This window comes from Flavobacterium soyae (assembly GCF_021245985.1).
In the GTDB taxonomy this organism is placed as follows: Bacteria; Bacteroidota; Bacteroidia; order Flavobacteriales; family Flavobacteriaceae; genus Flavobacterium; species Flavobacterium soyae.
In genome coordinates this window covers 385,235-412,213 of record NZ_JAJQXA010000003.1, presented here as the reverse complement: position 1 = coordinate 412,213, position 26,979 = coordinate 385,235, and the positions used below count along the sequence as shown (strand labels likewise).

The window sequence follows — 26,979 nt, the reverse complement described above, 5'->3', positions numbered from 1 at the left end:
AAATCTGCACAATCTGCTAAATCTGCGTGAAATAAAAAACTTTGCGTCTTAGCGACTTTGCGAGATTAAAACACTTTCCTTTTTCAAGAAAACCTTACATACCAGAAGACGCAATGCTGTGCGCCTCTACACATGGTAAAAAATACCCATCTTTTTTTAAAAGAGTTTGTTATCAAATTTGCGCTTACTATTTATTTACATTAAATTTGCAGCTCAATACAACAAACTACACATCACAATGATCCATTTCTTTGAAAACCAAAGCAAAACTGTTTTTGCCGTACAAACGCAAAACGAAATTTCAGCTCAAGACATTTCAAAATTAAACTGGCTTTTTGCCGACGCGAATAAGATCGAAAAATCCGTACTGACGGATTTTTTTGTTGGTCCACGTGCCACTATGATTACTCCATGGAGTACAAATGCTGTAGAAATCACTCAAAACATGGGTATTTCGGGCATTATCAGAATTGAAGAATTTCATCCGGCAGCAGAAGATTTTACTGGTTTTGACCCAATGCTTTTTCAAAAATTCAATCAATTAGATCAGGAGATTTTCACTATCAACATTCAACCGGAACCAATTCTGGAAATTGATGATATTGCTGCTTATAATAAAGCAGAAGGTTTAGCTTTAAGCGAAGAAGAGGTAGATTACTTAAATAATCTTGCAGCTAAGCTAGGAAGAAAGTTAACAGATTCTGAAATTTTCGCTTTCTCTCAGGCCAATTCAGAACACTGCCGTCACAAAATTTTCAACGGAACATTTGTAATCGATGGCGAAGAAAAAGAAACTTCTCTTTTCAAATTAATTAAAAAAACATCACAGGAAAATCCTAACGATATTGTTTCTGCTTACAAAGACAACGTTGCTTTTGTAAAAGGACCAAAAGTGCAGCAATTTGCACCAAAATCGGCTGATAAACCTGATTTTTACGAAATAAAAGAATTTGATTCCGTTATCTCTTTAAAAGCCGAAACACACAATTTCCCAACAACAGTTGAGCCTTTCAACGGTGCTGCTACAGGATCTGGAGGAGAAATTCGTGACCGTTTAGCCGGAGGACAAGGTTCATTGCCATTAGCAGGAACAGCAGTTTACATGACTTCATATTCTCGTTTAAAGTCCTTCGACTCCGCTCAGGATGACAGGACTTGGGAAAATGCAATGGAAGAAAGAAAATGGCTGTATCAAACTCCAATGGATATTTTGATTAAAGCTTCAAATGGAGCTTCTGATTTCGGAAATAAATTTGGTCAGCCGCTAATTACAGGTTCTGTTTTAACTTTTGAACATTCAGAAAACGACCGTAAAATTGGTTACGATAAAGTAATCATGCAAGCGGGAGGAATTGGATACGGAAAATTAGATCAATCAATTAAAAAGAAACCACAAGAAGGTGATAAAATCGTAATTCTTGGAGGAGAAAATTATAGAATCGGAATGGGTGGTGCTGCGGTTTCTTCTGCAGATACAGGAGCTTTTGGTTCAGGAATCGAGTTAAATGCCATTCAGCGTTCAAACCCGGAAATGCAAAAACGTGCTGCAAATGCGATTCGTGGTTTAGTAGAAAGCGACAATAACCCAATTGTTTCTATTCATGATCACGGTGCGGGCGGACACTTAAACTGCCTTTCTGAATTAGTGGAAGAAACTGGAGGTTTAATTGATTTAGATAAATTACCAGTTGGAGACCCTACTCTTTCTGCAAAAGAAATTATCGGAAACGAGTCTCAGGAAAGAATGGGATTAGTTATTGGTCAAAAAGATATTGATACTTTACAAAGAATCGCTGACAGAGAGCGTTCACCAATGTATCAGGTTGGAGATGTAACAGGAGATCACCGTTTTACATTCGAATCAAAATCAAATGGTTCAAAACCGATGGATTATGCTTTAGAAGATTTCTTCGGAAGTTCTCCAAAAACGGTTATGACAGATAAAACTATCGATAGAAAATATGCTGATGTTGCTTACAACGCAGCAGATTTTGAAAGCTATTTAAAAAACGTTTTACGTTTAGAGGCTGTTGCTTCAAAAGACTGGTTAACAAATAAAGTAGACCGTTGTGTTGGAGGAAAAGTAGCAAAACAGCAAAATGCAGGACCTTTGCAATTGCCTTTGAATAATGTTGGGGTTATGGCTCTGGATTATTTAGGTAAAGAAGGAATCGCAACTTCTATTGGCCACGCTCCTATCGCTGCTTTGATTGATCCGGTTGCTGGAAGTAGAAATGCAATTGCAGAATCGTTATCAAACATTGTTTGGGCGCCAATAAAAGATGGTTTAAAAGGAATTTCATTATCTGCAAACTGGATGTGGGCTTGTAAAAACGAAGGTGAAGACGCTCGTTTATATGCTGCTGTTGAAGGCTGTTCAGATTTTGCAATCGAATTGGGAATCAATATTCCAACAGGAAAAGATTCACTTTCGATGAAACAAAAATATCCAAACGACGAAGTAATCGCGCCGGGAACGGTTATTATTTCGGCTGGAGGAAACTGTACAGATATTAGAAAAGTAGTGGAACCGGTTTTACAGAAAAACGGAGATTCTATTTATTATATCAATTTGTCTCAGGATGACTTCAAATTAGGAGGTTCTTCTTTTGCACAAATTAGAAATACAATTGGAAATGAAACTTCTACTATAAAAGATGCTTCTTTCTTCAAAAATGCTTTTAATACAATTCAGGAGTTAATCGGCGAAAGCCAGATTTTAGCCGGACACGATATCGGAAGCGGTGGTTTAATTACAACTTTATTAGAATTGTGTTTTGCAGATGTGAATTTGGGAGCTAAAATTGATTTCAACGCTTTCGCGGAAAAAGACTTATTGAAAATCCTTTTCGCCGAAAACATCGGAATCGTATTTCAGGCTAAATCTGACGCAGCTGTTGAAGCTAAATTAAACGCAAACAATATCGAATTTTTCAAATTAGGAAAAGCGACAACTACTGAGACTTTAGACCTTGGACTTTGGACTTTAGACATTCCGACTTATAGAGACATTTGGTTCGAAACTTCTTATTTATTAGATCAAAAACAATCTAAAAACGGAAGAGCTCAGGCACGTTTCGAAAACTATAAAAATCAAGTTTTAAACTATACTTTCCCTGCACACTTTACAGGAAAAGCGCCTGTCATCTCGAGCGGAGTCAAGAGACCAAAAGCGGCTATTATTCGTGAAAAAGGAAGTAATTCTGAGCGTGAAATGGCAAATGCAATGTACTTGGCAGGATTTGACGTAAAAGACGTTCACATGACGGATTTAATCTCTGGTCGTGAAACTCTTGAAGATATTCAGTTTATTGGCGCTGTTGGAGGATTCTCTAACTCAGATGTTTTAGGTTCTGCTAAAGGCTGGGCGGGAGCTTTCTTATACAACGAAAAAGCAAAAACAGCTTTAGATAAATTCTTTAAAAGAGAAGATACTTTATCTGTTGGAATCTGTAACGGATGTCAGTTGTTTATGGAATTAGAAGTGATTAATCCTGAGCATGAAGTTCATGGAAAAATGCACCATAACGAAAGCCAGAAACACGAAAGTATCTTTACCTCTGTAACGGTTCAGGAAAACAACTCTGTTATGTTATCTACTTTGGCAGGAAGCACTTTAGGAGTTTGGGTTTCTCACGGAGAAGGTAAATTCAAATTGCCTTATTCAGAAGACCAATACAACATTGTTTCTAAATATGCTTACGAAGGTTATCCAGCAAACCCAAATGGTTCTGATTACAACACGGCTATGATGTGTGACAAAACGGGAAGACATTTGGTTATGATGCCTCATATTGAGCGTTCGACTTTTCAATGGAACTGGGCACATTATCCAAAAGACAGAAATGACGAGGTTACGCCTTGGCATGAAGCTTTTGTTAATGCAAGAAAATGGATTGAGAAAAACTAAGAAATACATTTTTAATAAAAGCGCCCAAATTTTATCGGGCGTTTTTTTTGCCACAGATTAAACAGATTAGCACAGATTTTTTCTGAAGAAATCATTTTAATCCTTTTAATCTGTGGCTATAAAAAATAATTCTTGTAATTCGTGCGATTTTTATATAATCTTAAATGCTTTTTAGCCCTTAAATAAAAAATACCCCGAAGCTATCCCTAAATCGAGGCATTTTTTTTTAATTTCTAAAAGCTGTTGCAATACCGGTTACAATATTTGAAGCGCCATAAGCAAACAATCCTGAAGCTGATGCAATTTGGCCAGCAAAAAATTGATTCTCTGCAATTGCATTGCTAAAGAATGTTCCTCCTGCAGCTCCGGCAATTAATCCTAAGCCAATAGCAGCAACAGCCCACCAGGGTTCTGGATCCGGGGGCGGAGGCGGATTCTTCAAAAAGCGTCTCCACCAGCCTGGGTATCTGGTTCCGCACCAGCCCATTGCTAAAAAGAAGGCAGTTTCCATAATTTCCTAATTTAGTTAGTGCCTACTCTTTTTGCTTTTCGGCATCCGCATTTGAATGAGTAAAAATAAAATAAGTCTAATCTAAATTAACAGGGTTAATTACTGATTTTAAAAGGGGAAAAACACGGTATTTTTTAGTTGAATCGAAATCTTCTGTTTTAATCAAAATTTAAGTTATATTCGCTACATAGAAATCTGCCGCTGATTTTTATAAACGTCAAAAAACACTTTTAAACCTACATAGAAATGAAAGCCGTACATTTATTACTTATTACGCTATTTTTTGCTGCCTCAAAATCGTACTCACAAGCTGAAGTGAATGTAATCACCCACAATTCAAAAGAGCGTTATATTACGACCACTATTGGCTTTCCTGTTCAGGGAACTTATGCTCCTATTGGCCTAAAACAGCCTATTAGTGTTTTAAATCCTGACGGAACTGGTTCTATTCAGGCCGATGATTTAAGCAAGCAAAAGATTAACTGGGGAATTGAATGCACAGAAGACGGAACTCCAATTTTTAAAGAAGGTTTCAATAGCAAGTCTTATACATTTTGGTACAGGCCAAATGACAGCAAGGAATGGTTTTATTCTCAATTCTCAATTCATTTTGTCAAGAAAAAAATGTTCTTAATGGGGGAAAGAGTAAAAGAATACGAAGATTATAACGTACAATAATCTTTTAAAACACCCTCGCAAATTAAATATTTCTTGATTTTTGGGAATATTCGCTATAAAAAAGAAAACGTTTTCGTGAATTTTTAATAGTGTCTATAAATTTTCCCATAAAATTCCATAAAATAAAAAATCATACCTTATTTTTATTTAATTTGCAGTAAAATTCAATATATTAAACATGGTTTCAATCACACGACTTTTTGATTTTCCCTATTATCAACAAGAAACTTATAACCTTCCGGTTGCTCTTGCAACTAAAAAAAATGGAGTTTGGGAAAAAACATCCAGCGCAGAATATATTGCAAAAGCTAATGCCGTTTCGAGAGCATTATTGCGCATGGGCGTTCAAAAAGATGATAAAATTGCCTTAATTACTTCAAATAACAGAACTGAATGGAATGTGATGGATATTGGTATTTTGCAGACTGGTGCGCAAAATGTTCCAATTTATCCAACTATTGCAGAGGAAGATTACGAATATATTTTAAACCACAGCGGAAGTATCTACTGCTTTGTTTCTGATGATGAAGTATATCAAAAAGTACAAGCCATTAGAGCTAATGTACCTACTTTAAAAGAGGTTTATTCTTTTAATGAAATCCCAGGCTGCAAACACTGGTCTGATTTATTATCAGCCGGAGAAGACAACAGCAATCAAAATGAAGTTGAAGCCAGAAAAGACAGTATTCATACTGATGATCTGGCTACTATTATTTATACATCTGGAACGACAGGAAAACCTAAAGGTGTTATGCTTTCGCATAAAAATATTGTTTCGAATGTTTTAGACAGCGCACCAAGAATTCCGTTTGATCCGGGAAAAAGTACCGCTTTGAGCTTCTTGCCAATCTGCCATATTTTTGAAAGAATGATTTTATACATTTATCAATTTTATGGTGTTTCAGTTTATTTTGGAGAATCTATTGATAAAATCAGTGACAACTTAAAAGAAGTTCGTCCAACAGTTATGACGGCTGTTCCGAGGCTTTTAGAGAAAGTTTACGATAAAATTTATGCAAAAGGAACTGAATTAACCGGTATCAAGAAAAAACTGTTTTTCTGGGCTATTGATTTAGGTTTAAAATATGAACCATACGGAGCAAATGGCTTTTGGTATGAGTTTCAATTAAAAATTGCCCGCAAACTTATTTTCAGTAAATGGAAAGAAGGTTTGGGTGGAAATTTAGATTTAATGGTTTCCGGAAGTGCTGCATTGCAGCCGCGTTTAACTAGAGTTTTTGCTGCTGCAGAAATTCCGGTTATGGAAGGTTACGGATTATCTGAAACATCGCCGGTGATTGCCGTTAACGATCAAAGAAACAAAGGTTTTAAAATTGGAACTGTTGGAAAAGTAATTCGCAACGTTGAAGTTAAAATTGCCGAAGACGGAGAAATTCTCTGCAAAGGACCAAACGTAATGCTGGGTTATTACAAAGATGCTGAAAAAACTGCTGAAGCATTACAAAACGGATATTTCCACACAGGAGATATTGGTGAAATTGACAACGAAGGTTTCTTAAAAATTACCGATCGTAAAAAAGAAATGTTCAAGACATCAGGAGGTAAATATGTTGCACCTCAGCTTATTGAAAATGCAATGAAACAATCTCGTTTTATTGAGCAGATTATGGTTATTGGTGAGGGCGAAAAAATGCCGGCAGCCTTTATTCAGCCAAATTTTGAGTTTGTAAAAGAATGGGCTAAAATTCATAAAATTACTGTAGGAGATTCTAGTGCAGAAATTGCTTCAAATCCAGATGTTATTAAACGTATTGATGAAGAAGTGGAAGGCATCAACGAAAAATTTGGGCATTGGGAAAAAATCAAACGTTTTGAGCTTACTCCGGATGTTTGGTCTATTGACGGCGGACAGCTTACTCCTACTCTAAAATTAAAACGTAAAATCATTAAAGAAATTTACAAAGACCTTTACGCTAAAATCTATAATCACAATTAAATCAAAATAATTTTAACCAAATGGAAAGGCTGTCTATAATAAGGCAGCCTTTTTTTAATACCTAAAAAACAAAAACTGCAAACAATATATATTTGCAGTTTCTTTGCACAGTTATCTGCTATCCTTTTGATAACTGCTCTTAACAAATTAAATTCTAATTTTTAAGGCACCAATGCAAAATCTTAGCGATGTTTTTTGCATCGTCAATTCCGCGGTGATGTGTTCCTTCTAGCGGAATATTCAGCATATGTAAAGCACCATTCATTCCGGTCGACCTTTGCAGACCAAACTTTTCGGCAAAATGTTCTTTTACATTAATATGCTCGTCACCCATAGGGTATGAAATACCAAACGATTTACATTGCTTTTTAAGCATATTCAGGTCGTACTGACCGTAACTTGCCCACGTATATAAATCGGGATTATATTCGTCGATTAACTCGTTAATGGCATCTTCAAAACTTACTCCGTTTTTATCCAGTAAATCCTGAGTTATGGTGGTTAATTCAGTACAGAACGGACTCACATGCGAACGCTGCGGTTTTATCAAAATACCTTTGTTCTTGGTAATCTGTCCGGTTTCTGAATCTAAAACGGCTAATCCGATTTCGATAATTTCATTTTGCTGGCCCTGCGGGACCGCACCCTGCCAGCATGTGGCTTCTAAATCAATGATGATAATTTTATCTGTAGTTTTCATTTCTTTAATTTTTAAATATTTTATAATTCTCTATCTCCAAAAGGAGCTTTCCAATCTTTCTTCATAATGATTGCTTTTACTTCATCATAAGAAAGTGGTTCATAATTGTGGCAGTCTACGCCAACATCAAAAGAGCGCGATGTTTCATCGTCAAACAAATGACCGTGTGAGTGGCCGTATAAGTGCCATGTTCCTCTAAATGAACTTCTCCATACTTTCATGGCGTAGTGAAACAAGATTATTTTCTGTCTTCCGTTTGGTGCATCTGCATCTTCAACACTTAACTCGTAGTAATCTTTAATCCACTCAAATCGCTTTTTATAACCCAAAGCCGATTTATCGTGATTGCCTTGTACCAGAAAAATTGAACCGTTTAACTGGTCTAAAATTTCTTTTGTTCGTTCTGGTCTTGCCAGAGAAATATCACCTAAGTGATAAACAATATCTCTCGGACTCACCTTTTCATTCCATCGTTTAATGAGCTCCGAATCCATTTCTTGTACTGTAGCAAATGGACGCTCGCTAAACTTAATTATGTTTGTATGACCAAAATGATGGTCAGACGTAAAAAATATTTTTTGATTCATTTTAAATTTTATTTTTAAACTAAAACCACCTGCGTTCCCGTTGATGGTTTTTCCTTATTTCACGAAGATTTCCTTCAATTGACCAATTACGTTTCCGCTTCCAGAAATTGTGATTTCTCCAATTTTATCCGCAATTTTTTCAACGTATTCCATCTCTTTCAATTTCCACAGCATTTCGTTTTCTTCCATCAGCTTTGCTGTGTTTAGTAAACTTCTTGTTGAAGCGGTTTCTTCTCTTCTCATAATACTATTGGCCTGTGCTTTTTTCTCGGCAACCAAAACCTGATTCATAATTTCTTTCATGTCTCCAGGCAGGATTACGTCACGAATTCCAGCATCAGAAATTGTTAAACCTAAATCTTCTGTTTTAGTGGTTACTTCTGCTAAAATAGCTTCGGCAATTGTATCTTTTTTAGCCAATAATTCGTCTAAAGTCAATCCGCCTACAAAAGCTCTTAAAGCCAGCTGCATAGCAACATACAATTGTTTTTCAAAGTCTTTATTGTCAACCAAAGCTTTCATGATATTCACAACTTGGTATCTCACAAAAAAGTTGATTCTTAATCCTGCTTTGTCTTTAGTCAATAATTCCTGTCCTGAAATTTCAACTTGCTGTTGTCTAACATCAATCGTTTTAACTTCGATCGTAATCGAGTTATTCCAAAAGTAATGCGTTCCGGATTTTAATTCTTTAACGAAGGTTCCATTCACAAACAACAAAGCTTTGTCGTTGCTTGCTACAATAAATTTTCTAACAAAGTATTTCAATTGATTATGTTCCAATAAGTTTACCGGAATATTTTCTGTGATTTCAATTTTAGAAAGATCTGCTTTTTTGAATTCGTTTTTCACAATTCCTTTCCAGAAAGGGTGTCTTCCCGGAGTCAGCGTTCCTTTAAAGTTTCCGTTTACGAAATGCAAAACAATCTCGTTATCGGCAGCCTCAACAACTTCTAACATTGAAGCCAGAACTTCATTCTGCAATAAAATGTTTAATTCAAAAGGAGCGTGAAAAATTGCATTCATATCATAGATCATCACATTTTTGTTTCCAAAAATCCAGTGCAAACCTTCTTCTAATACCTTAATTAATTTTCTGTTTTCGAAAAGCAAACCCACTTGGTATGCTTCGATTTTGATTTTTTTTATCATGGTTTATATTTTGTTTAATTTGTTTCACTTTTCAAGTTTCAAGTTTCAAGTTTTTGAAACATGTGAAAATCTTTGTTTATTTTTTGCCACAGATTTCACAGATTAGAATGATTCTCTTTATTCTATTCTCTTTATTCTATTCTCTTTATTCTATTCTCTTTATTCTATTCTCTTTATTCTATTCTCTTGCTTCTATTCTCTTGCTTCTATTCTCTCTTTCTAAATAAAAAAACCTCTTTGCCTTTCTCCTCCGAAAAAAACGGATGAAGAGTTTGTAATTTGTTTACCCGAATTGTTTTCGATTGTATTTTGCAGAGACGATCCCCAAATCATCTTAACAATCAAATCGAGAAGAAAACAAGTGTTTCAAAAAACATTGCTTTTCGCACTGGCTTTATCATGAGTGTGAAATTTTAGTCCCGAAGCCTCGGGAGAAAATCTTAGTTTCACTGACAAAGACAAATCAGCTTTTTTTCTGGTCATCTTTTTAAGAGTGATGGTCTCTTTCAACAGGTTTTTGAGACCCGCGTGACTAACCAATTGTCAAACTGAGCGTATCAGTACAGGATACGAACCTGCAAATTTCTATTGCTCTACCGAACTGAGCTATCGCATTGCTGCGAATGGGATTCGAACCCATGACCCATAGAGTGACGGATAATTTTTTGGAAAACCATCCAAAACCTCCAAACCAAGCTGCATAGAAAAACATAATTCGCTTTCGCGGAAAGTTCCCTACAATGGTGCTATACAGAAACACGCAACTGGGCTTGTTTGATATTTTTAATCAAAGCTGAAACTTTGATGTATTTCATTTTATAAAAGAACTTGTTTTATTTCCTGAACAAATATTCAAATTACACTGCGCAATTATTCTGCGTACTTTTTTTTCTGCCACCAAGGCGCCAAGGCACTAAGTTTGTTTCTCTTTGCGTCTTTGTGACTTTGTAGCGTATAGTACAGGAAGAGAGACTCGAACTCTCAAAAAACTGATTCTAAGTCAGCCGCGTCTACCAATTGCGCCATTCCTGCATTTTTTTTTCTGCCACTAAGGCACTAAGTTTATTTTTCTTAGCGTCTTTGCGTCTTTGCGCCTTTGCGCCTTTGCGAGAAAATTGCTCACCAGCTCTTTTTACAATACTTTGTTAATCTCTCGCAAAGTCGCAGAGTCGCAAAGTTTTTACTTTAAGTAAATCTGCTTAATCTGCGTGAAACAAAAAACTTTGCGTCTTTGTGCCTTTGCGGCAAACTCGCGGCCCATACGGGAGTCGAACCCGTTTCTCCCGAGAGACAGTAGGGAAGGTTAGCCAGTAACCCCAATGAGCAAGTTCCTTCTAGAGAACAATGCGATTTCGGAAGGATTATTCATGCTTCTATTATTGTTTTTTTTGTATTCATGAATGCTCCGCATTTCGAACCTTCAACCTATTGATTAACAGTCAAGCGCTCTGCCAATTGAGCTACGAAATCATAATTTTTGGGCATAAAAAAAGCACCCGGTTAAAGGTGCTTTATAAATTCAATATGATATAACTATCCTATTGCCTGTATTGATGCACCTGTGTTGTTAAACGTCCAAGATCGAATCTCGGGTCTAGCAGTTGTGTGTTATATATGTTGTTATGTAAAGCCATTTTATATGTTGTATTATATTTTGAAATCGTTGTTGATATTTGAATTTCTGTTTTCAATTTTTCTTCGGCAAAGATAAAGTCGAAAAAATCAATTATCCAAATCATTTTTAAAATTATTTTATTGATTATCAAATAGTTATACTCAAAATTAAAACATAGAAATCCTTGTCCGCATACTGGTGCAGATTCCTTTTTGTATCAAATGACTGTCTCTCATCAGATTACTTTTCAAGATTATATTTCGCTATTTAGATTATGCATTAAACATTTGGTCAATTATTTTTTTAATTATTTTTAGTTATGGTTTATTTTTTATCATTTTTCTTGTCATGTTGAGCGAAGTCGAAACATTTTTTTGTCACACTGAGCGAAGTCGAAGTGCCTAAAAACAAAAAAAGCGTCCCGAAATAAGGACGCTTTTATATTTTATGTTGAGTTGAACTCTAAAATTTACATTTCAATTTCATAAAAATACATGATACATCCTGATATTTTAGCCGGAAGATTTCCTGCTAAGTGATCAAAATATTGTCTTACTGAAAGTATCATCTGTATTTTTTGTTTTTTTATTACGGGTGCAAATGTAGAAGTTTTTTTCTATTTATATAATTCTCTTGTTAATTTTAAAAATGTTTTTTTAACTAAAGTAAGAAAAAGAGTATTTTTACTTTTTCAAAAAACAACAGAATTGTATTTTATCAAATCGATCTTGTATTTTACGGACACTTATTTTTCTCAAAAATTTTAAATATCTTTGAATTATGAGCACAGAAACCAGACCCAGAAATATTGGCCGAAATATCAGCCGAATAAGAGAGCTTCGCGGAATGAAACAAGGAGCACTTGCGGATGCCATTGGCACAAGCCAGCAGACTATTTCCAGCATTGAAACCAGCGAAACTGTTGATTTCGAAAAATTGGTACAAATTGCAAAAGCACTTGGCGTGACGGTAGAAGCTATTGAAAATTTTACGGAAGAATCTGTTTTTAATTTCTTTAATAACTTTTACGATAATAGTGCTAATAATGGTGCTCAAGGAAATACAACTAATAATCATTGTAACTTCAATCCTCTTGATAAAGTTGTAGAGCTTTATGAACGTTTGGTTCAGGCTGAAAAAGATAAGGTTGAATATTTAGAAAAATTGATGAAAGGGAAATAAAGATTTTTTTTTGTCTTTTATATGAAATTGGAAAAGCGCAAACTTTTAAAAAGGGTTTGCGCTTTTTCAATTCTATTAAATTGTTGATTTGAAGTTGAAAAATTCACCAAACATTTAAATCCATTATAAATTTACTTTTTCGATTTTAAATCCTTTAAAAAACTCTAGCAATTGTTGTTCTTCTTCATTATCAGAAACTAATCTAACACAAACTAAATTTTTAATTGCTCTTGAACATGCTACATAGAAAAGCTTTTGATTTTTGGATTTTTTATTTAAATCTTGTTCATTAATATCATAGATTGATTTAAAACTATATTTATTCCAAAAATATTCATCCATTACAACCATTACATTTTCAATTCCCGAACCTTTAGTTTTATGCATTGTAATATAGTTTGATTCAGTATTACCATCAATATAATTATAATAATTTAATATCTCTGCAAACTTCAATTCATCTGAAAACAATTTAATGTAGAAATTTTTCTTTTTCCTATTTTTATCAAACTCTTCAAATTCTTCTTCAGATATATTAGAATCTATTTTTGCAATTTTTGCAAAAGTATTTTCTCCTTTTGTGAATAGAGTTTCTAATTCTAAAAATCTCTTATCTGATTCAATATTTTTAAGAAAAGAATCCTTATTAAAAATGTAATTCAAATATGAATCTGATCTTTTTATTAACTTATTATTAAACGCGAAACGCAAAATTCTGTCAGCAGAACCAGTAGAATTTAATAATACATCAAAAATTCTTTTTACTCTAATCTTATCTCTAACAGATTTTAATTCAAAACCACATTTCTTCAATTTAGTAAGAACAAAATTATAATTTTTATTTTTATACGCTGCACAAAGATCATACAACTCAATCAATTGAATTCTTGCTAAAGTCTTTTCAATTTCTTCTTTAACTTCTGAATATCTGTCATTAAAAACTTCATAAAGAAAACTAAAACCTAATTCACTTGAAATAGACTTATTTGTCAGCATTAGCTTTTTAATTTCTGGATTATCAATTGAACATTTAGCAATTAACTTGTTGAGAACGTCAAAGTAATTACTTTTATCCTCAAAATTACTGTGCGTCGTTGGCTTTTTACCATAAATAGAGTAATAAAGTGTAACTTCTCCTTTCCTATTTTCAATAGTTTCCCCGTGTTTTAAAGCCAATTGCTGTTTCAAACCATCATTTCTGATTTTGTTAACGAAATCTATTACTTTATCAGAACATCTAAAATTATCTTCTTTTTCAATCTTAATTAATTTAAGTTCTTCTATTTCTTTTTCAACATCGCCAATCCCGTCATCGTAAATTCCTTGCATTGAATCACCGAAAAATCCAATTGTTGTCTTATTAACTTTGGGTAATGTGCTTAAAAAAACATCAACTATTTTTTCATTTGTATCCTGATATTCATCAATTAATACAAAGTCAAATTTATCACTAACAATTTTGCCTAGTAAATCATGCTTTTTAAAAAGTAAAGAAGCTACATATAATAATTCATCATGTCCAAAAGATAGTTCTTTAAAATTATTATAACGTGTCTCGTTATATCTTACTTTGTTATAATCGATTGATCTAATTTCTGATAATATAACTTGATTTAATTTTTCTATTTCTTCATTTAACTTATTATTAAAATCTATTGAAGTTTTATCATATTCTCTTTTACCTACAACTTTAGGCGTTTTATTTCCTGTGGTCGTAAACAGCATTCTGGAATATTTACCATAAGCTTTCTTAAACTTCTCATGCTCATTTAAATTATACTCTTTTTCATCATCTTCAAGATTAAAAATTGCTCTGTTCATTTGCTCAATTTTAAAAACTTCAAAAATTACCTCATGAATATTTTTTTTGTAATTTTTAATTAAATCATTCAAAAAAGAATGTATTGTACAAACTAAAAAGTTGCTTCTTTCTCCAATCCTAGCTTCTATTTCTTCTACAGCAACATTTGTAAGAGTAATACATATACCTTTTTTATCAGGATAATTTTCAGTAATATATTCAAGAATTTGTTTTAAGGATTCTGTTTTTCCACTACCTGCTCCGCCTTGCAAAACAAAATTTTGAAATTTCTCTTGAGGCTTTTGATTATTATCAATAACTACTTTTATTTTTTCAATTGCTATCATTTAGCTATCCATTTTAATCCTTCAACAATATATAATGGGGTTTTCCACTCTACCTTATCAGTTAATGCTAGATATAAGATTGAAGAAGCAAAATCCGATTTTCCATCATCCTTTAAAACTTCTTGATTTAATTCATAAAAATCAGTTCGTCCATCTATTAACTTATCTTTTTTCTTTAGTCCTGAAATATCATCTTTAGAATCAACTATCTTTTTTAAATTGATACTTAAAAAGGCATCTTCAAAACTTCTGCCATGATAATTCTCCTCTTCAATTTGATAAGCTATTTTTATAAAATAATTATCGTCTTGTAATGAATTTGCTTTAAGCGCTTCAAACCATTTTCCAAATTCAGGAGTTGTTAATCCTGGCTTATTTAAAAAATCAGCTATTGAATGATTACTTGTATTTTGACCATCAGATACTGCACATGCCTTAAAACTTGATTTTTCCTTTTCTGCCGCTGTCTCTGGAGTAATAACTAATTTAGTTGTATCAATATCTGTAATAATTAAGGTCTTAATTTCTAAAAATTCAAGAAAATATTTAAACACTTTTGAATTTGCTCCAACTTCTATTATAGAAATATTCTGGGAAGATATTTTATTTTCTGGGGAAGTAATTAATTTATCATATTCACTGATGAAATAAGGCAACAACAATTTCTCTGTAGTTCCTTCAATAAAAATAATTTTTTCAGCAAAAAACAGTTCAGATGAATATAGAGTCAAATACTGTTTCAAAAATTTAAAATATTCTTCTTTACCCTTATATTTAACTTCTAAATCTGAATAAAAGTTTTTAATATTAATGTTTCCATCTTTAAGCTTAAAATATCTTAAATCAGAAAAATTACATTGAGAAACAATGTGCGAGGAATGTGTAGATATAAAAGTTTGCAAATTGACTTTTCCATTAATTTCTTTTATTATTTCCTGAATTTTTTGGCTAAAAACATATTGCATTTGAGGATGGGTATGTGCTTCAGGTTCTTCAATAAATAATAAATTAATATCTTTTTTCTCATCTAAAAAATATTTTCTCTTTACTTCAATTTGAAGTAATAAATAAAGAATATTTAAATATCCTAAACCGTTTAAATGTTCGGGCAGATTATTGGCCCCGTCCCCGTAAACAATCTTAGAGTGATTTGTGAACAACTGTTTAGACTCTAAATCTGAAACAACTCTTAAGTCCTTTATATCAAGAAATTTTTTAGCATTTTCTAAAAAAGGCTCAAAGTGTGTTTTATACTTTTCATCCAAAGTAATATCCATGTTAGATATTGCATCATTAATATCAAAAAAATCTGCAGATGATTCCTTATGCTCTTTATTAAAATACTGCGTAGTCATTTCAGACAATGCTTTTTTTCCATTTCCAGTCGTTTCAGAACTTGAAACATTTCTTTTTGCATGGATAACTTGAAAATTAATCAATTTTCTAATTGAAGAAATATCTTTCTTAACTAAATTTCCTCTATTAGCTAATTCTAAATCAGAATCATTTTCAAAAACATATATATCCTTGTTAATTAAATAATCTTGTAAATTCTTTTCAATAAATTTTTCTCTTTTAGTTTTTGATAATGATAAGTCCTTAAGTAATTTATCTTTATCAATCGAACATTCAAATAGAATTTTCACAATATTTATATCAGGATCCAAGTCTAAAATGAAATCAGAAATATTTTCTAAAGAATCTTTAGCATCATATTTTATTTCAAGAATCATCTGAATAGACAAATCCTCAATAACTGTTGTATCATCTATCTTAAAAATACGATCTCTCAATGATGTGGAAAAATCATAAAAGTTAAATTTAAAACTTTCATTTCTATAAAACTTATCAAAAAGCATTATAAAAGAAGTTTTACCACTATTATTTCTTCCAATTAAAAGAGATAATTGTTGTTTTTCATCTTCATTAAGTAAAAGAGTTGTTTCTTTTAGCAATCTAAAATTTCTAATTTTAATTTTACTTATATACATATTTTCGCATTTATATTTTCTCAAATCTAATAACAAAAGAACTATTGGTATTACGGTAATCCGTAACTGTGAATAATTCCATTTTTTTTACAATTGCCTCAAATATATATAAACAAAAAGCCTTCAAACCAAGTACAAACACCTGATTTAAAAGCCAACAAATAATCTTTATAAATTAAAACCTAAATCCCAAAAAAACTTTTAGTATTCCTAGTCGTTTCCTCCGCCACTTTATCTAAAGTAATTCCTTTAAACTGTGCAATTGTTCCGGCAACAAAAGGCAGAAAAGCAGGTTCGCATCTTCGTTCGTGATATTTCTTCAAAAGGCTGTTTGGAATATTTTTTGGAAGCATAAATGGCGCATCGGTTTCAATCATCATTCGGTCAAGCGGAACGTATTGAATGACTTCTTTTAAATGACTGAAACGTTTGCTATCAGAAATCGCTCCCGTAAAACCAAGATAAAATCCGTTATCGAGATAGGTTTTGGCTTCTTGCAAAGTTCCCGTAAAACAATGCACAACGGCTTTTGGCAATTGCGGTAAATAGTCTTTGGTGATATTCATAAAACTATTAAAAGCGGCTCTTTCGTGCAAAAACAAAGGTTTCTGGACTTCAATCGCCAATTCTAATTGGGCTTTATAACATTCTTCCTGTTTGTTTCTGGGTGAAAAGTCACGATCAAAATCCAGTCCGCATTCGCCAACAGATACGACTTGTTTCTGCTTTAATAAATTCCGCAGTTTCGAAATGCTTTGCGCATCAAAACTCTTCGCATCATGCGGATGAATTCCGGCTGTGGAATATAATATTCCCTGATATTGGTTTGCGATTTTTAATGATGCTTCGCTGTTTCGTACGCTTGTTCCGGTCAGGATCATTTGCGATACGTCGGCGTCGAGCGCGTCTTGTACGACATCGTCTATGTCGTTTTGAAATTGTTTATTGGTTAGGTTAATTCCTATGTCTATGTATGTCATTTTTTTTTAAGTTGCTAAGGTTCTGAGAGACTAAGATGCTAAGTTTTTTCTCTTGGAACTTTTATTTTTATATTATTTTTTTGCCCTAAGTCACTAGGGCGCTAAGTTTTTTTATTTCACGCTCCCGATAGCTATCGGGATTGCAGATTTGAAATGATTTTTATAAATAATCTGCGAGCATCTGCTTAAATCTTTTTAAATCTGCGTGAAAAAATCTTTAACCGCAAAGTTTGTCATCCTGAGGAACGAAGGATCACATCCAATATTCCTCAAAGAGAATCGACAATCTTTGTAGAGTTTCTAGTATGATCCTTCCTTCGTCAGGATGACAAACTGGGCGTTAGACGCACTGCAGTGCGTCTCTACACTGAATACTGCGACCGCGACTGAACACTAAAAAACTGATCACTAACCACTAATCTTCACGACTCCCATCATCGGCCATTCTCACTAATTTTGGAGTAAATTTGGCTACGACATCAACTAAGTCTTGCTGCGCTTCCATAACCTGATTGATATCTTTATAAGCCATTGGGGCTTCGTCAATTCCTGCTCCAATAAGCGTAACGCCATGATCTTTCAGGATCGATTTCATCTCGGTTTGAGTGATGTTTTTTATCGCCTGCGTTCTGCTCATTTGCCTTCCTGCTCCGTGTGAAGCGGAATTTATGGCGTTCTCCTCGCCTTTTCCTCTCACCAAAAATCCTGGTGCGGTCATACTTCCGGGAATAATTCCCATAACGCCTTTTCCGGCTGGGGTTGCTCCTTTTCTATGTACGATTACTTCTTCGCCGTTCCAGATTTCTTTCCATGCAAAATTATGGTGGTTTTCGACTTTGGCTAAAATTACTGCTCCCAAAGCTTTTTCCATTTTGTTATGAATAATCTCGTGACAAGCTGAAGCGTAATCCCCCGCAAGATTCATCGCCAGCCAATATTCTTGTCCTAATTGTGAATTCATATCCAAATACGCCAAGTTTCTGGCTACTTCCGGAAGTTTACATTCGTCTTTCGCAATTTTGGTATAATGTCCGGCAATTGTTGCCCCCATTCCACGTGAACCTGAATGCGTTAATAAAGCAACATATTTACCTTTTGGAATATTTAAAACCGCATCGTCTTTTGAAAATTCCATGATTCCGAATTCGACAAAATGATTTCCACCGCCAGAAGATCCTAATTGCGACCATGCTTTATCTTTTAAATTCTTCACAAACGGATTCATATTGAAAGTATCGTTCTCTAAAACCGCGTGATCTGATTTGTACTGACCGTGAAATCCGTGACCTGCTCCGAAAATAGAATTGGCTATTAATTCTTTTTTGAATTTGGTTTCGTTTTCAAAGTAAAAATCTTCTGGAATATCATAAACCGATAACGCCATTCTACATCCAATATCAACTCCAACACCATACGGAATAATGGCATTTTTTGTGGCTAGAACTCCGCCAATTGGTAATCCGTAACCTTGGTGCGCATCTGGCATTAAAGCTCCGGCAACCGTCACAGGAAGTTTCATGGCAACTTCCATTTGTTTTCTGGCTCCGTCTTCGATATGATCTAATCCGTAAGCTGAGTAGGCATTTGGAGTTTCATTTAAAGCGATGAAATCTTCTGGTTTTTCATTTGCTTTTTCGATTAAAGCTACAGCCAGTTTGCTGAAGATTTTATCGTCGATATAATTCTCCGGAGTTTCTAAGACGTTTTTGAAATTTGTCATCATTTCGTTTCTTGTGAATCCGTTTCTTTTGCTGTTTATTTTTAAGGCAATTCCAATTATTTTTCCTTCTGGGAATCCTAATTCTAATATATCTGTACCGTTTATTTGTGTGTTCATTTGTTTTTTTATTTTAAGGGGCAAAGCTGCAGAGGTTCAAAGGAACAAAGGTTTTTTAATCGTACGCAGTTATTTTGCGTAGATTAATTTAGTTTACTTTTTTGCCACTGATTAAAAGGATTAAAATGATTTTTTCACATTTTATGTCATTTCGACGGAGGAGAAATCGCACTTGTGAATCTACAACGAGAATCGCCAATCTTTGTCGAGTTTCTAGTGCGATTTCTCGTTCCTCGAAATGACAAACTGTGTGTTTTATTTAATTGGTGTTTTTTCTACATTCATTTTTTTAATTTTAAAAGAGGTAACATTTAGGAATGGTTTAATTTTCTTGGAACGAAGGAACCATTTCCTGACGACACTCTTTTTTTAAGAGCAATAATCTATAAGCGACTTTTAGGATTCGAACCTAATATTATCATGCCGCGAAGTAGCGCTTTATAGACGGCATCTTATTTTTTGAAAAAGTAATAATTGATGAGAGTATTTTGAACCCTATACGAAGCAGCTCTCACACACGACATTTTTCATTTTTTAAAAGAAGTAAAAAGCAATAAGAGAATTGGGCGGGGCTTTGTCTGTGCCAGAGTCGAACTGGATAACCTTGCTGATTTTACAACTTCGTTATTCCTCCCCTAAATTTGAGACGAAGTATCTCTTATTTACGACATTCTTTTTATTTTATCGGGTTATGAGCGACAAGAGACTATTTATGCGTGTTTCCACTTACACCATCAGATTACCTGAACAGGATTCGAACCTGTAACACAATTCCCTCGAAGTAACTCTTGTCTACGACACCAATGTTTTTTTAAACAAGGCAATAAGTAATAAATGACATATCCTGCTCTAACCATCTGAGCTATATTTTTATAATTAAACAAAAATAGTGAGAATCGAACTCACGACCCGGGCGTTAAAAATGCGAAGTAACACTTATTTACGGCACTTGTTTTTTCTTTATTTTCAATGAACTTTTCCTTTTACAAATATTTGAATACTACTGCGCAATTATTTTGCGCAGCAGATTCTTTTTTACAATTCTATACGGTTGATGTAATTCAACGCGCTGTTTTTATCTTCTAAAGCATTCAAAACATCAAATACTTTATCTGACCAGCCGGCTATTAAATATACATCGTTTTTTTCGATGTTTATTGGCGACTGACCGTAACCTGCCAAATCAAACAAATATAATTTTGCATTTGGTGCGATAGTTTTGTATCGGTTCCAGGAGTTTGCAAATGAGTCTTTTGTGTACGCATTATTCCACATTTGAACATCTGTAAACAACATTACTTTATCTACAATTTCTTTTCGGCTGATTAAATCTTCTACGACCAAATGACCGTTTGTAGCATAACCTACTTCACCTTCGCGTTTGTAATATTCGTTAACGTTGGCCAATATGCTTCGTTTTGGCATGTTGATTATTTTCCAACGGTCACCAAACATACCGCTTACCACATTTTGGCAACGACTTTGCATTAACATACCTAACATCAAACCGATATCGTAAAGCATTATTTTACTTTTTGGCGATATTGCTTTTTGCATAGAACCCGAAACGTCGCAGGCAATTACAACCGATGTATTTACATCAAAACCTTTTATGTTTTGTGAACTTGCCATAACAGCATCTTCCAATGCATCTAAAACCATTGAAGTGTATTTAGAATTCAAGTCTTTCACTTCACGATACGCTGCTAAAAATCGGAATGGCAATTGTTTTGAGTTGGCGACTGCTTTTTCGCTAGAAAGGTAATCGCATACTTTCAACATATGAGAACCTGAAACATTTGCTTCTAAGATATTTCGTAAGTTACGTAACAAAGCCATGTAACCTATTTTACCGCTATCGATTAATTCCTCCCATTTTTGTTTGAATGCTTTTTGTTTTTCAATGTGGTTGTAAAATTTTACTTGACCTAATTGCGACAATTCTGTTTCCCATGTATATGGCGTTTGCAAAGTGTTGTTTACCAATTTATCAAAGATTAATTGCTGCGCTTCATCTTTTGCTTTTGGATGAACCAAAAACAAAGCATCTTTTAATTTTACAGCACCGTCACGATTGTATTTTGCGAATTGGTATTCGTCAAATTTGTTGAACGAAACAGCTAAACCTTTTTGTATTTGTTTTGATAAACGGTTTAATTTCTTAACACCATTTCGTTCGTTTGCCATTTGGTAATAAGCCAATAATTCTGTTATCTCGTCTGCACGTTGAATTACGTGAGTAATCATTTTACTGATTAATGAATCGCCAGAATATATTTTGGCTAATTCTACTACCAAAACTAATGGTACAGAACGCATATGCATTTCGTTACGGGCATAGACAGCCAATTTTGCTACAAATACCGGATTGCTTTTTTTGATTAGGCTTTGTATTCTTTGTAAACGAGTTGTATCTTTTTCATAAAATGAAGCGTTTAAACTTGTAGTTACAACTGCTGCGTACAATTCGTATTCTGATGTTAAAGAAAAAGCTGGTGCATTTTCGTGATTAACTATATTGCTTTTATTGTTTTTCTCTTTTGCTAAAAAATTGAATTTCATAATTTCTGGTTTTTAAAATTAGACAATGGTTATTGTTTTATTTCCTGAGCAAAGATTTCAGAACTACTGCGCAATTATTTTGCGCAGTAAAAAAGAAATTTTAAATTTGAGTAAAAAAGATTATGAATTTAGAGAAAATCTATTCTGAATTACTTTTGAATATTGGCTTTTCAGCAAATGAAATTCAGCAGAACTGGAAGGATTTAGAAAAGGCATATTCAACAAAATCAAGGCATTATCATAACTTAACTCATATTTGGGCTATGATTGAGAGTTTTGAAACGTATCGTGATAAACTTCTAAACCCTGATGAAATATTATTTTCAATCTTTTATCATGATTTTGTTTATTCGGCTTCTAAAAAAGATAACGAACTCAAAAGTGCCGAATATGCTTTGGCCGTTTTATCTGAAAATAACAATCTAAATCGACAATTAGTTTTTGATGCGATTTGCGCAACACAGCAGCATCAGCATAATAAAATTGAAGATATTAACTGGTTAATTGATTTTGATTTGAAAATCCTCGCCAAAGACTGGGAAGATTATAAAATCTATTTTGAACAAATTAGAAAAGAATATCGCATCTATCCAGATTTTCTATACAAACCCGGGCGCGCGAAAGCGTTGAAACATTTTTTGGAGAATGAGTTTATTTTTCAAACGGAGGAATTTCGGAATTTATATGAAGAGAAAGCGAGAATTAATATTGAAAAAGAGATAAAGTTATTAAGCTAAAAATTGAATCTCGCAAAGACGCTAAGTCGCAAAGTTTTTATTAAAGTTTTAATTACACACTGTTTGTCATCCTGAGGAACGAAGGATCACACAAGAAACTCTACAAAGATTGGCGACTCTCTTCGAGGAATATTGTATGCGATCCTTCGTTCCTCAGGATGACAAAAACTGAGTAAAAACCCTTTTAATCCTTTATCCCGATAGCTATCGGGAGTGGCTTAAAAACAAAAAACTTTGCGCCTTCGCGCCTTTGTGGCAAACCAACACAAAAATGTCACAAAACAAGAATGCCTTAATACGATACAAAACCATCGACAAATGCCTTCAGAACAAATACAGACAATGGACACTCGAAGATTTAATTGAAGAATGTTCTGAAGCTTTATTTGAATATGAAGGCCGGGAAAATCCTATCAGCAAGCGAACCATTCAAATGGATATTCAGTTAATGCGAAGTGAAAAGCTGGGTTACAATGCGCCAATTGTTGTTTACGATAAAAAGTATTATAAATACGAAGACGAAGATTTCACAATAACCGATATTCCGCTGACGGAAACGGATATCAATGTTTTGACCGAAACGGTTTCGATGTTAAAACAATTCAAGGATTTCTCTCTATTTAACGATGTATCTGATATTTTACAGCGTCTGGAAGATAAAATCTATGCTGAAAAGTCGCATACAAAACCTGTAATTTATTTGGATAAAAATGAAAACCTAAAAGGGCTTCATTATTTAGATGAAATTTATCAGGCAATTATAAAGAAGATGGTTCTTATAATTACTTATAAATCTTTTAAATCGAGAGAGGAAACCAAATTTCATTTTCATCCTTTTATATTAAAGGAGTTCAATAATCGATGGTTTCTTGTTGGGAAGAAAAAAGACGGACAGCCTATTACCAATTTAGCGCTCGACAGAATTATTTCAATTGATTACGATTTTAATCTTGCTTATTTAGAAGAAGATTTTGATGCCGATTCTTATTATAAAGATATAATAGGTGTAACGGTAAATTCTGGTTTGCAGCCCAGACGTATCGAATTATGGATTGATGCCGCAAATGCACCTTATGTTATTACAAAACCGCTGCATCCTTCACAGCGATTAATTAAGGAAAATGAAGATCAAAGTATTATTGTGCATTTGTTCATTTCGCCAAATTATGAAATGGAGCGCCTTTTATTAGGTTTTGGAGATTCGATTGAAATTTTAAGACCCGAAAATCTGCGAAACCGGATGAAAAAGATTCTGCAAAGAGCCATTTCGAGATATGATCCCGAAAATACAATTAAAAATAACTTATAATTTTTTAAAGAATACAGAATTAAAAGCGATTTAAAAACCAAAAAATGATTTTGACAGTACGAAAAATGTTAAAATCTAAAAAAAGAATAGTATATTTCACTCTAAATAAACCACCAAACCACACTAAATCAGTGGGATTTTTAACTAACCAAAAATTTATTAAAAAATTATATGCATGCATAGTATTTTTTAATTATATTTGAAATCGATATAGTTACCTATGAAAGACAAAACAATAGATTATATTTTGAGAGCTACATGGCAGGCTGTTTCAAGAATGTATAATGAAGAGGCTGCAAAGTACGATGCTACCATGGCAACAGGATTTGCTCTTTTAAGTATGGATAAGGAAGAAGGAACTCCATCAACCGCTTTAGGCCCAAGAATGGGTATGGAAGCAACCAGCTTAACAAGAACATTAAAATCTATGGAAGAAAAAGGTTTAATAGTTCGCAAAAAGAACCCAAGTGACGGACGAGGTGTTTTAATCTACCTGACCGACTTTGGAAAAGAAAAAAGAGATTTATCTAAAAATACAGTTCTGAAATTTAATGAAACGGTTAGAAAACATGTATCAGATGAAAAGCTAAAACATTTTATCGAAGTTTCTGAAATCATTAATGAATTAATTCAGGACAAAAACATATTTAATCAAACAGAAAACACAGAAAATGAGTAATCTTTTGTAAAGGAAAATTCAGATTCTACCCAAAAAAACAAATTTTACAAATATGAAACGCACAATTAAAAAAGTTGCTGTAATTGGATCCGGAATTATGGGTTCAGGTATAGCTTGTCATTTTGCTAACATTGGTGTCGAAGTTTTACTTCTGGACATTGTACCGCGTGAACTGACCGAAGCTGAAGCTAAAAAAGGATTAACACTTGAAAGTAAAGCCGTTCGCAACCGTGTGGTAAACGAACATTTGGCGAATTCATTAAAATCAAAACCATCTCCTATTTACAGTCAGAAATTCGCAAATAGAATTACGACTGGAAATACGACAGATGATATGGCAAAAATTGCTAATGTTGACTGGATTATCGAGGTTGTTGTGGAGCGTTTAGACATTAAGAAGTTAGTTTTTGAACAAATCGAGAAATTCCGTAAACCGGGAACTTTGGTTACTTCTAATACTTCTGGTATTCCAATTCATTTTATGAGTGAAGGAAGAAGCGAAGATTTTCAACAGCACTTCTGCGGAACTCACTTTTTTAACCCTGCGCGTTACTTAAAATTATTTGAAATTATTCCTGGTCCAAAAACTTCTACTGAAGTATTGGATTTCTTAAACGAATACGGATCTAAATTCTTAGGAAAAACTTCGGTTGTTGCTAAAGATACTCCGGCATTTATTGGAAACAGAATTGGTATTTACGGAATCCAAAGTTTATTCCACTTGGTAAAAGAAATGGGATTAACGATTGAAGAAGTTGATAAATTGACAGGACCAGTAATTGGTCGTCCAAAATCGGCTACTTTCCGTACGGTTGACGTTGTTGGTTTGGATACTTTGGTACACGTTGCTAACGGTATTTACGAAAACTGCCCTAACGACGAACAACACGAATTGTTCAAACTTCCTGATTTCATCAACAAAATGATGGAAAATAATTGGTTAGGAAGTAAAACTGGACAAGGTTTCTACAAAAAAGTAGATAAAGACATTCTTTCTTTAGACTTAAATACATTAGAATACCGCGCTGCAAAAAAAGCGAATTTTGCTACTCTTGAACTAACAAAAACTATCGATAAACCTATCAACCGTTTTAAAGTTTTAGTAAAAGGAACAGACAAAGCGGGAGAATTCTACCGTAAGAGTTTCGCCGGAATGTTTGCTTATGTGTCAAACAGAGTTCCTGAAATCTCAGATGAATTATACAAAATTGACGATGCCATGAAAGCTGGTTTTGGATGGGAAAATGGTCCATTCGAAATCTGGGATGCTATTGGTGTTGCAAAAGGAATTGAAATCATGAAAGCTGAAGGTTTAGAGCCTGCTGCTTGGGTTAATGAAATGCTGGCTTCTGGAAGCGAAAGTTTCTATTCTGTAAAAGAAGGAGCAACTTATTTCTATAACATTCCAACAAAATCACAAGTAAAAGTTCCTGGACAAGATTCATTCATTATCCTAAACAACATTCGCGAAAGCAAAAAAGTTTGGAGTAACAGTGGAGCAATCATTCAGGATTTAGGAGACGGAATCTTAAACTTAGAATTCCAATCTAAAATGAATACAATTGGTGGTGACGTTCTACAAGCTATCAATAAAGCAATTGACTTATCTGAAAAAGAATATCAAGGTTTAGTTATTGGTAACCAAGCAGCTAATTTCTCTGTTGGAGCTAATATCGGAATGATTTTCATGATGGCAGTTGAGCAGGAATACGACGAATTGAACATGGCGATTAAATTGTTCCAAGACACAATGATGCGTGTTCGTTACTCTTCTATTCCAGTTGTAGTGGCACCTCACGGAATGACTTTTGGAGGTGGATGTGAAATGAGCTTACACGCTGATAAAGTGGTTGCTGCTGCAGAAACTTACATGGGATTAGTTGAATTTGGTGTTGGAGTTATCCCTGGTGGTGGTGGTTCTAAAGAAATGACTTTAAGAGCATCTGATTTATTCCGCAAAAACGATGTGGAATTGAACGTTCTTCAAGAGTATTTCTTGACAATCGCAATGGCAAAAGTATCAACTTCTGGTTATGAAGCTTTTGATACTGGACTTTTACAGCACGGAAAAGACGTTATCGTAGTAAACAAAGATCGCCAGATTGCTGAAGCTAAAAAACATGCTTTGTTAATGGCAGAAGCTGGTTATACGCAACCAATCAGAAGAACGGATGTTAAGGTATTAGGAAAACAAGCTCTTGGTATGTTCTTAGTGGGAACAGATCAAATGCAGGCTGGAAAATACATTTCTGAGCACGACAAGAAAATCGCAAACAAACTGGCTTACGTAATGGCGGGTGGTGATTTATCTGAAGCAACTTTAGTATCTGAACAATACTTATTAGATATCGAACGTGAAGCTTTCTTGAGTTTATGTACAGAACGTAAGACGCTAGAAAGAATCCAGTACATGTTGACTAAAGGAAAACCTTTAAGAAACTAGT

The 26,979-nt window shown here is 33.8% G+C and carries 17 protein-coding genes and 2 tRNA genes; 8 read left to right on the top strand and 11 right to left on the bottom strand.

The window, feature by feature from the left end:
* Positions 1 to 238 precede the first annotated feature (238 nt).
* On the top strand, positions 239 to 3,910 hold the full coding sequence (gene purL / locus LUU93_RS06155; RefSeq protein ID WP_232679376.1) for a phosphoribosylformylglycinamidine synthase: 3,672 nt from the start codon (positions 239 to 241) through the stop codon (positions 3,908 to 3,910).
* Between the two features lie 226 nt (positions 3,911 to 4,136).
* On the opposite strand, the gene LUU93_RS06150 is transcribed toward purL, so the two are convergent.
* A complete protein-coding gene (locus LUU93_RS06150) occupies positions 4,137 to 4,421 on the bottom strand; it encodes a hypothetical protein (RefSeq protein WP_232679375.1) in 285 nt (94 codons plus the stop codon).
* A 246-nt stretch (positions 4,422 to 4,667) separates the two neighbouring features.
* On the opposite strand from LUU93_RS06150, the gene LUU93_RS06145 reads away from it, so the two are divergent.
* Together LUU93_RS06145 and LUU93_RS06140 are read left to right on the top strand one after the other, a co-directional pair.
* Positions 4,668 to 5,099 (top strand): hypothetical protein, encoded by a 432-nt coding sequence (locus LUU93_RS06145; RefSeq protein ID WP_232679373.1) that lies wholly within the window; start codon positions 4,668 to 4,670, stop codon positions 5,097 to 5,099.
* 178 nt (positions 5,100 to 5,277) lie between these two features.
* Positions 5,278 to 7,056, top strand: coding sequence for an AMP-dependent synthetase/ligase (locus LUU93_RS06140; protein ID WP_232679371.1), 1,779 nt, complete (start codon positions 5,278 to 5,280; stop codon positions 7,054 to 7,056).
* Between the two features lie 154 nt (positions 7,057 to 7,210).
* Here the strand turns inward: LUU93_RS06140 and LUU93_RS06135 are convergent, their stop codons facing one another.
* The 5 genes from LUU93_RS06135 to LUU93_RS06115 form a co-directional block, all read right to left on the bottom strand.
* Positions 7,211 to 7,756: a 3'-5' exonuclease gene (locus LUU93_RS06135; protein ID WP_053471764.1), complete on the bottom strand. Its 546-nt coding sequence runs from the start codon at positions 7,754 to 7,756 to the stop codon at positions 7,211 to 7,213.
* Between the two features lie 20 nt (positions 7,757 to 7,776).
* Entirely contained in the window at positions 7,777 to 8,343 is a 567-nt protein-coding gene (locus LUU93_RS06130; protein WP_232679369.1) for a metallophosphoesterase family protein, read from the bottom strand.
* A 54-nt stretch (positions 8,344 to 8,397) separates the two neighbouring features.
* The gene (locus LUU93_RS06125; protein WP_232679366.1) at positions 8,398 to 9,495 is read right to left on the bottom strand and encodes a slipin family protein; all 1,098 of its coding nucleotides are present in this window, start codon (positions 9,493 to 9,495) and stop codon (positions 8,398 to 8,400) included.
* Between the two features lie 958 nt (positions 9,496 to 10,453).
* Positions 10,454 to 10,527: transfer RNA gene (locus LUU93_RS06120), tRNA-Leu, on the bottom strand.
* A 315-nt stretch (positions 10,528 to 10,842) separates the two neighbouring features.
* Positions 10,843 to 10,965: transfer RNA gene (locus tag LUU93_RS06115), tRNA-Asn, on the bottom strand.
* 925 nt (positions 10,966 to 11,890) lie between these two features.
* Between LUU93_RS06115 and LUU93_RS06110 the strand changes: the two genes are divergently transcribed.
* Positions 11,891 to 12,292 (top strand): helix-turn-helix domain-containing protein, encoded by a 402-nt coding sequence (locus LUU93_RS06110; RefSeq protein ID WP_053471770.1) that lies wholly within the window; start codon positions 11,891 to 11,893, stop codon positions 12,290 to 12,292.
* A 123-nt stretch (positions 12,293 to 12,415) separates the two neighbouring features.
* Here the strand turns inward: LUU93_RS06110 and LUU93_RS06105 are convergent, their stop codons facing one another.
* From LUU93_RS06105 to LUU93_RS06085, 5 genes are all read right to left on the bottom strand, one after another.
* A complete protein-coding gene (locus tag LUU93_RS06105; RefSeq protein ID WP_232679364.1) occupies positions 12,416 to 14,440 on the bottom strand; it encodes a UvrD-helicase domain-containing protein in 2,025 nt (674 codons plus the stop codon).
* Positions 14,437 to 16,431, bottom strand: a complete 1,995-nt coding sequence (locus LUU93_RS06100; RefSeq protein WP_232679362.1) for an ATP-dependent nuclease — start codon at positions 16,429 to 16,431, stop codon at positions 14,437 to 14,439. Before LUU93_RS06100 ends, LUU93_RS06105 begins: the two co-directional genes overlap by 4 nt.
* 182 nt (positions 16,432 to 16,613) lie before the next feature.
* Positions 16,614 to 17,411, bottom strand: coding sequence for a TatD family hydrolase (locus LUU93_RS06095; protein ID WP_232679361.1), 798 nt, complete (start codon positions 17,409 to 17,411; stop codon positions 16,614 to 16,616).
* 415 nt (positions 17,412 to 17,826) lie between these two features.
* Positions 17,827 to 19,248: an RtcB family protein gene (locus LUU93_RS06090; RefSeq protein ID WP_232679359.1), complete on the bottom strand. Its 1,422-nt coding sequence runs from the start codon at positions 19,246 to 19,248 to the stop codon at positions 17,827 to 17,829.
* 1,035 nt (positions 19,249 to 20,283) lie between these two features.
* The gene (locus tag LUU93_RS06085; protein ID WP_232679357.1) at positions 20,284 to 21,810 is read right to left on the bottom strand and encodes a TROVE domain-containing protein; all 1,527 of its coding nucleotides are present in this window, start codon (positions 21,808 to 21,810) and stop codon (positions 20,284 to 20,286) included.
* Positions 21,811 to 21,932: 122 nt separating this feature from the next.
* On the opposite strand from LUU93_RS06085, the gene LUU93_RS06080 reads away from it, so the two are divergent.
* The 4 genes from LUU93_RS06080 to LUU93_RS06065 all read left to right on the top strand — a co-directional run bounded on the left by LUU93_RS06080 (position 21,933) and on the right by LUU93_RS06065 (position 26,978).
* On the top strand, positions 21,933 to 22,547 hold the full coding sequence (locus LUU93_RS06080) for an HD domain-containing protein (protein ID WP_232679355.1): 615 nt from the start codon (positions 21,933 to 21,935) through the stop codon (positions 22,545 to 22,547).
* A 271-nt stretch (positions 22,548 to 22,818) separates the two neighbouring features.
* The gene (locus LUU93_RS06075; protein ID WP_232679353.1) at positions 22,819 to 23,856 is read left to right on the top strand and encodes a helix-turn-helix transcriptional regulator; all 1,038 of its coding nucleotides are present in this window, start codon (positions 22,819 to 22,821) and stop codon (positions 23,854 to 23,856) included.
* A 220-nt stretch (positions 23,857 to 24,076) separates the two neighbouring features.
* Entirely contained in the window at positions 24,077 to 24,535 is a 459-nt protein-coding gene (locus LUU93_RS06070) for a MarR family winged helix-turn-helix transcriptional regulator (protein WP_232679351.1), read from the top strand.
* A 52-nt stretch (positions 24,536 to 24,587) separates the two neighbouring features.
* Entirely contained in the window at positions 24,588 to 26,978 is a 2,391-nt protein-coding gene (locus LUU93_RS06065; RefSeq protein WP_232679348.1) for a 3-hydroxyacyl-CoA dehydrogenase/enoyl-CoA hydratase family protein, read from the top strand.
* The last annotated feature ends 1 nt before the right edge of the window (position 26,979 follow it).

Coding starts and splice junctions, on each gene's coding strand:
- purL (WP_232679376.1), top strand. CDS start 239: ATGATCCATTTCTTTGAAAACCAAAGCAAAACTGTTTTTGCCGTACAA.
- LUU93_RS06150 (WP_232679375.1), bottom strand. CDS start 4,421: ATGGAAACTGCCTTCTTTTTAGCAATGGGCTGGTGCGGAACCAGATAC.
- LUU93_RS06145 (WP_232679373.1), top strand. CDS start 4,668: ATGAAAGCCGTACATTTATTACTTATTACGCTATTTTTTGCTGCCTCA.
- LUU93_RS06140 (WP_232679371.1), top strand. CDS start 5,278: ATGGTTTCAATCACACGACTTTTTGATTTTCCCTATTATCAACAAGAA.
- LUU93_RS06135 (WP_053471764.1), bottom strand. CDS start 7,756: ATGAAAACTACAGATAAAATTATCATCATTGATTTAGAAGCCACATGC.
- LUU93_RS06130 (WP_232679369.1), bottom strand. CDS start 8,343: ATGAATCAAAAAATATTTTTTACGTCTGACCATCATTTTGGTCATACA.
- LUU93_RS06125 (WP_232679366.1), bottom strand. CDS start 9,495: ATGATAAAAAAAATCAAAATCGAAGCATACCAAGTGGGTTTGCTTTTC.
- LUU93_RS06110 (WP_053471770.1), top strand. CDS start 11,891: ATGAGCACAGAAACCAGACCCAGAAATATTGGCCGAAATATCAGCCGA.
- LUU93_RS06105 (WP_232679364.1), bottom strand. CDS start 14,440: ATGATAGCAATTGAAAAAATAAAAGTAGTTATTGATAATAATCAAAAG.
- LUU93_RS06100 (WP_232679362.1), bottom strand. CDS start 16,431: ATGTATATAAGTAAAATTAAAATTAGAAATTTTAGATTGCTAAAAGAA.
- LUU93_RS06095 (WP_232679361.1), bottom strand. CDS start 17,411: ATGACATACATAGACATAGGAATTAACCTAACCAATAAACAATTTCAA.
- LUU93_RS06090 (WP_232679359.1), bottom strand. CDS start 19,248: ATGAACACACAAATAAACGGTACAGATATATTAGAATTAGGATTCCCA.
- LUU93_RS06085 (WP_232679357.1), bottom strand. CDS start 21,810: ATGAAATTCAATTTTTTAGCAAAAGAGAAAAACAATAAAAGCAATATA.
- LUU93_RS06080 (WP_232679355.1), top strand. CDS start 21,933: ATGAATTTAGAGAAAATCTATTCTGAATTACTTTTGAATATTGGCTTT.
- LUU93_RS06075 (WP_232679353.1), top strand. CDS start 22,819: ATGTCACAAAACAAGAATGCCTTAATACGATACAAAACCATCGACAAA.
- LUU93_RS06070 (WP_232679351.1), top strand. CDS start 24,077: ATGAAAGACAAAACAATAGATTATATTTTGAGAGCTACATGGCAGGCT.
- LUU93_RS06065 (WP_232679348.1), top strand. CDS start 24,588: ATGAAACGCACAATTAAAAAAGTTGCTGTAATTGGATCCGGAATTATG.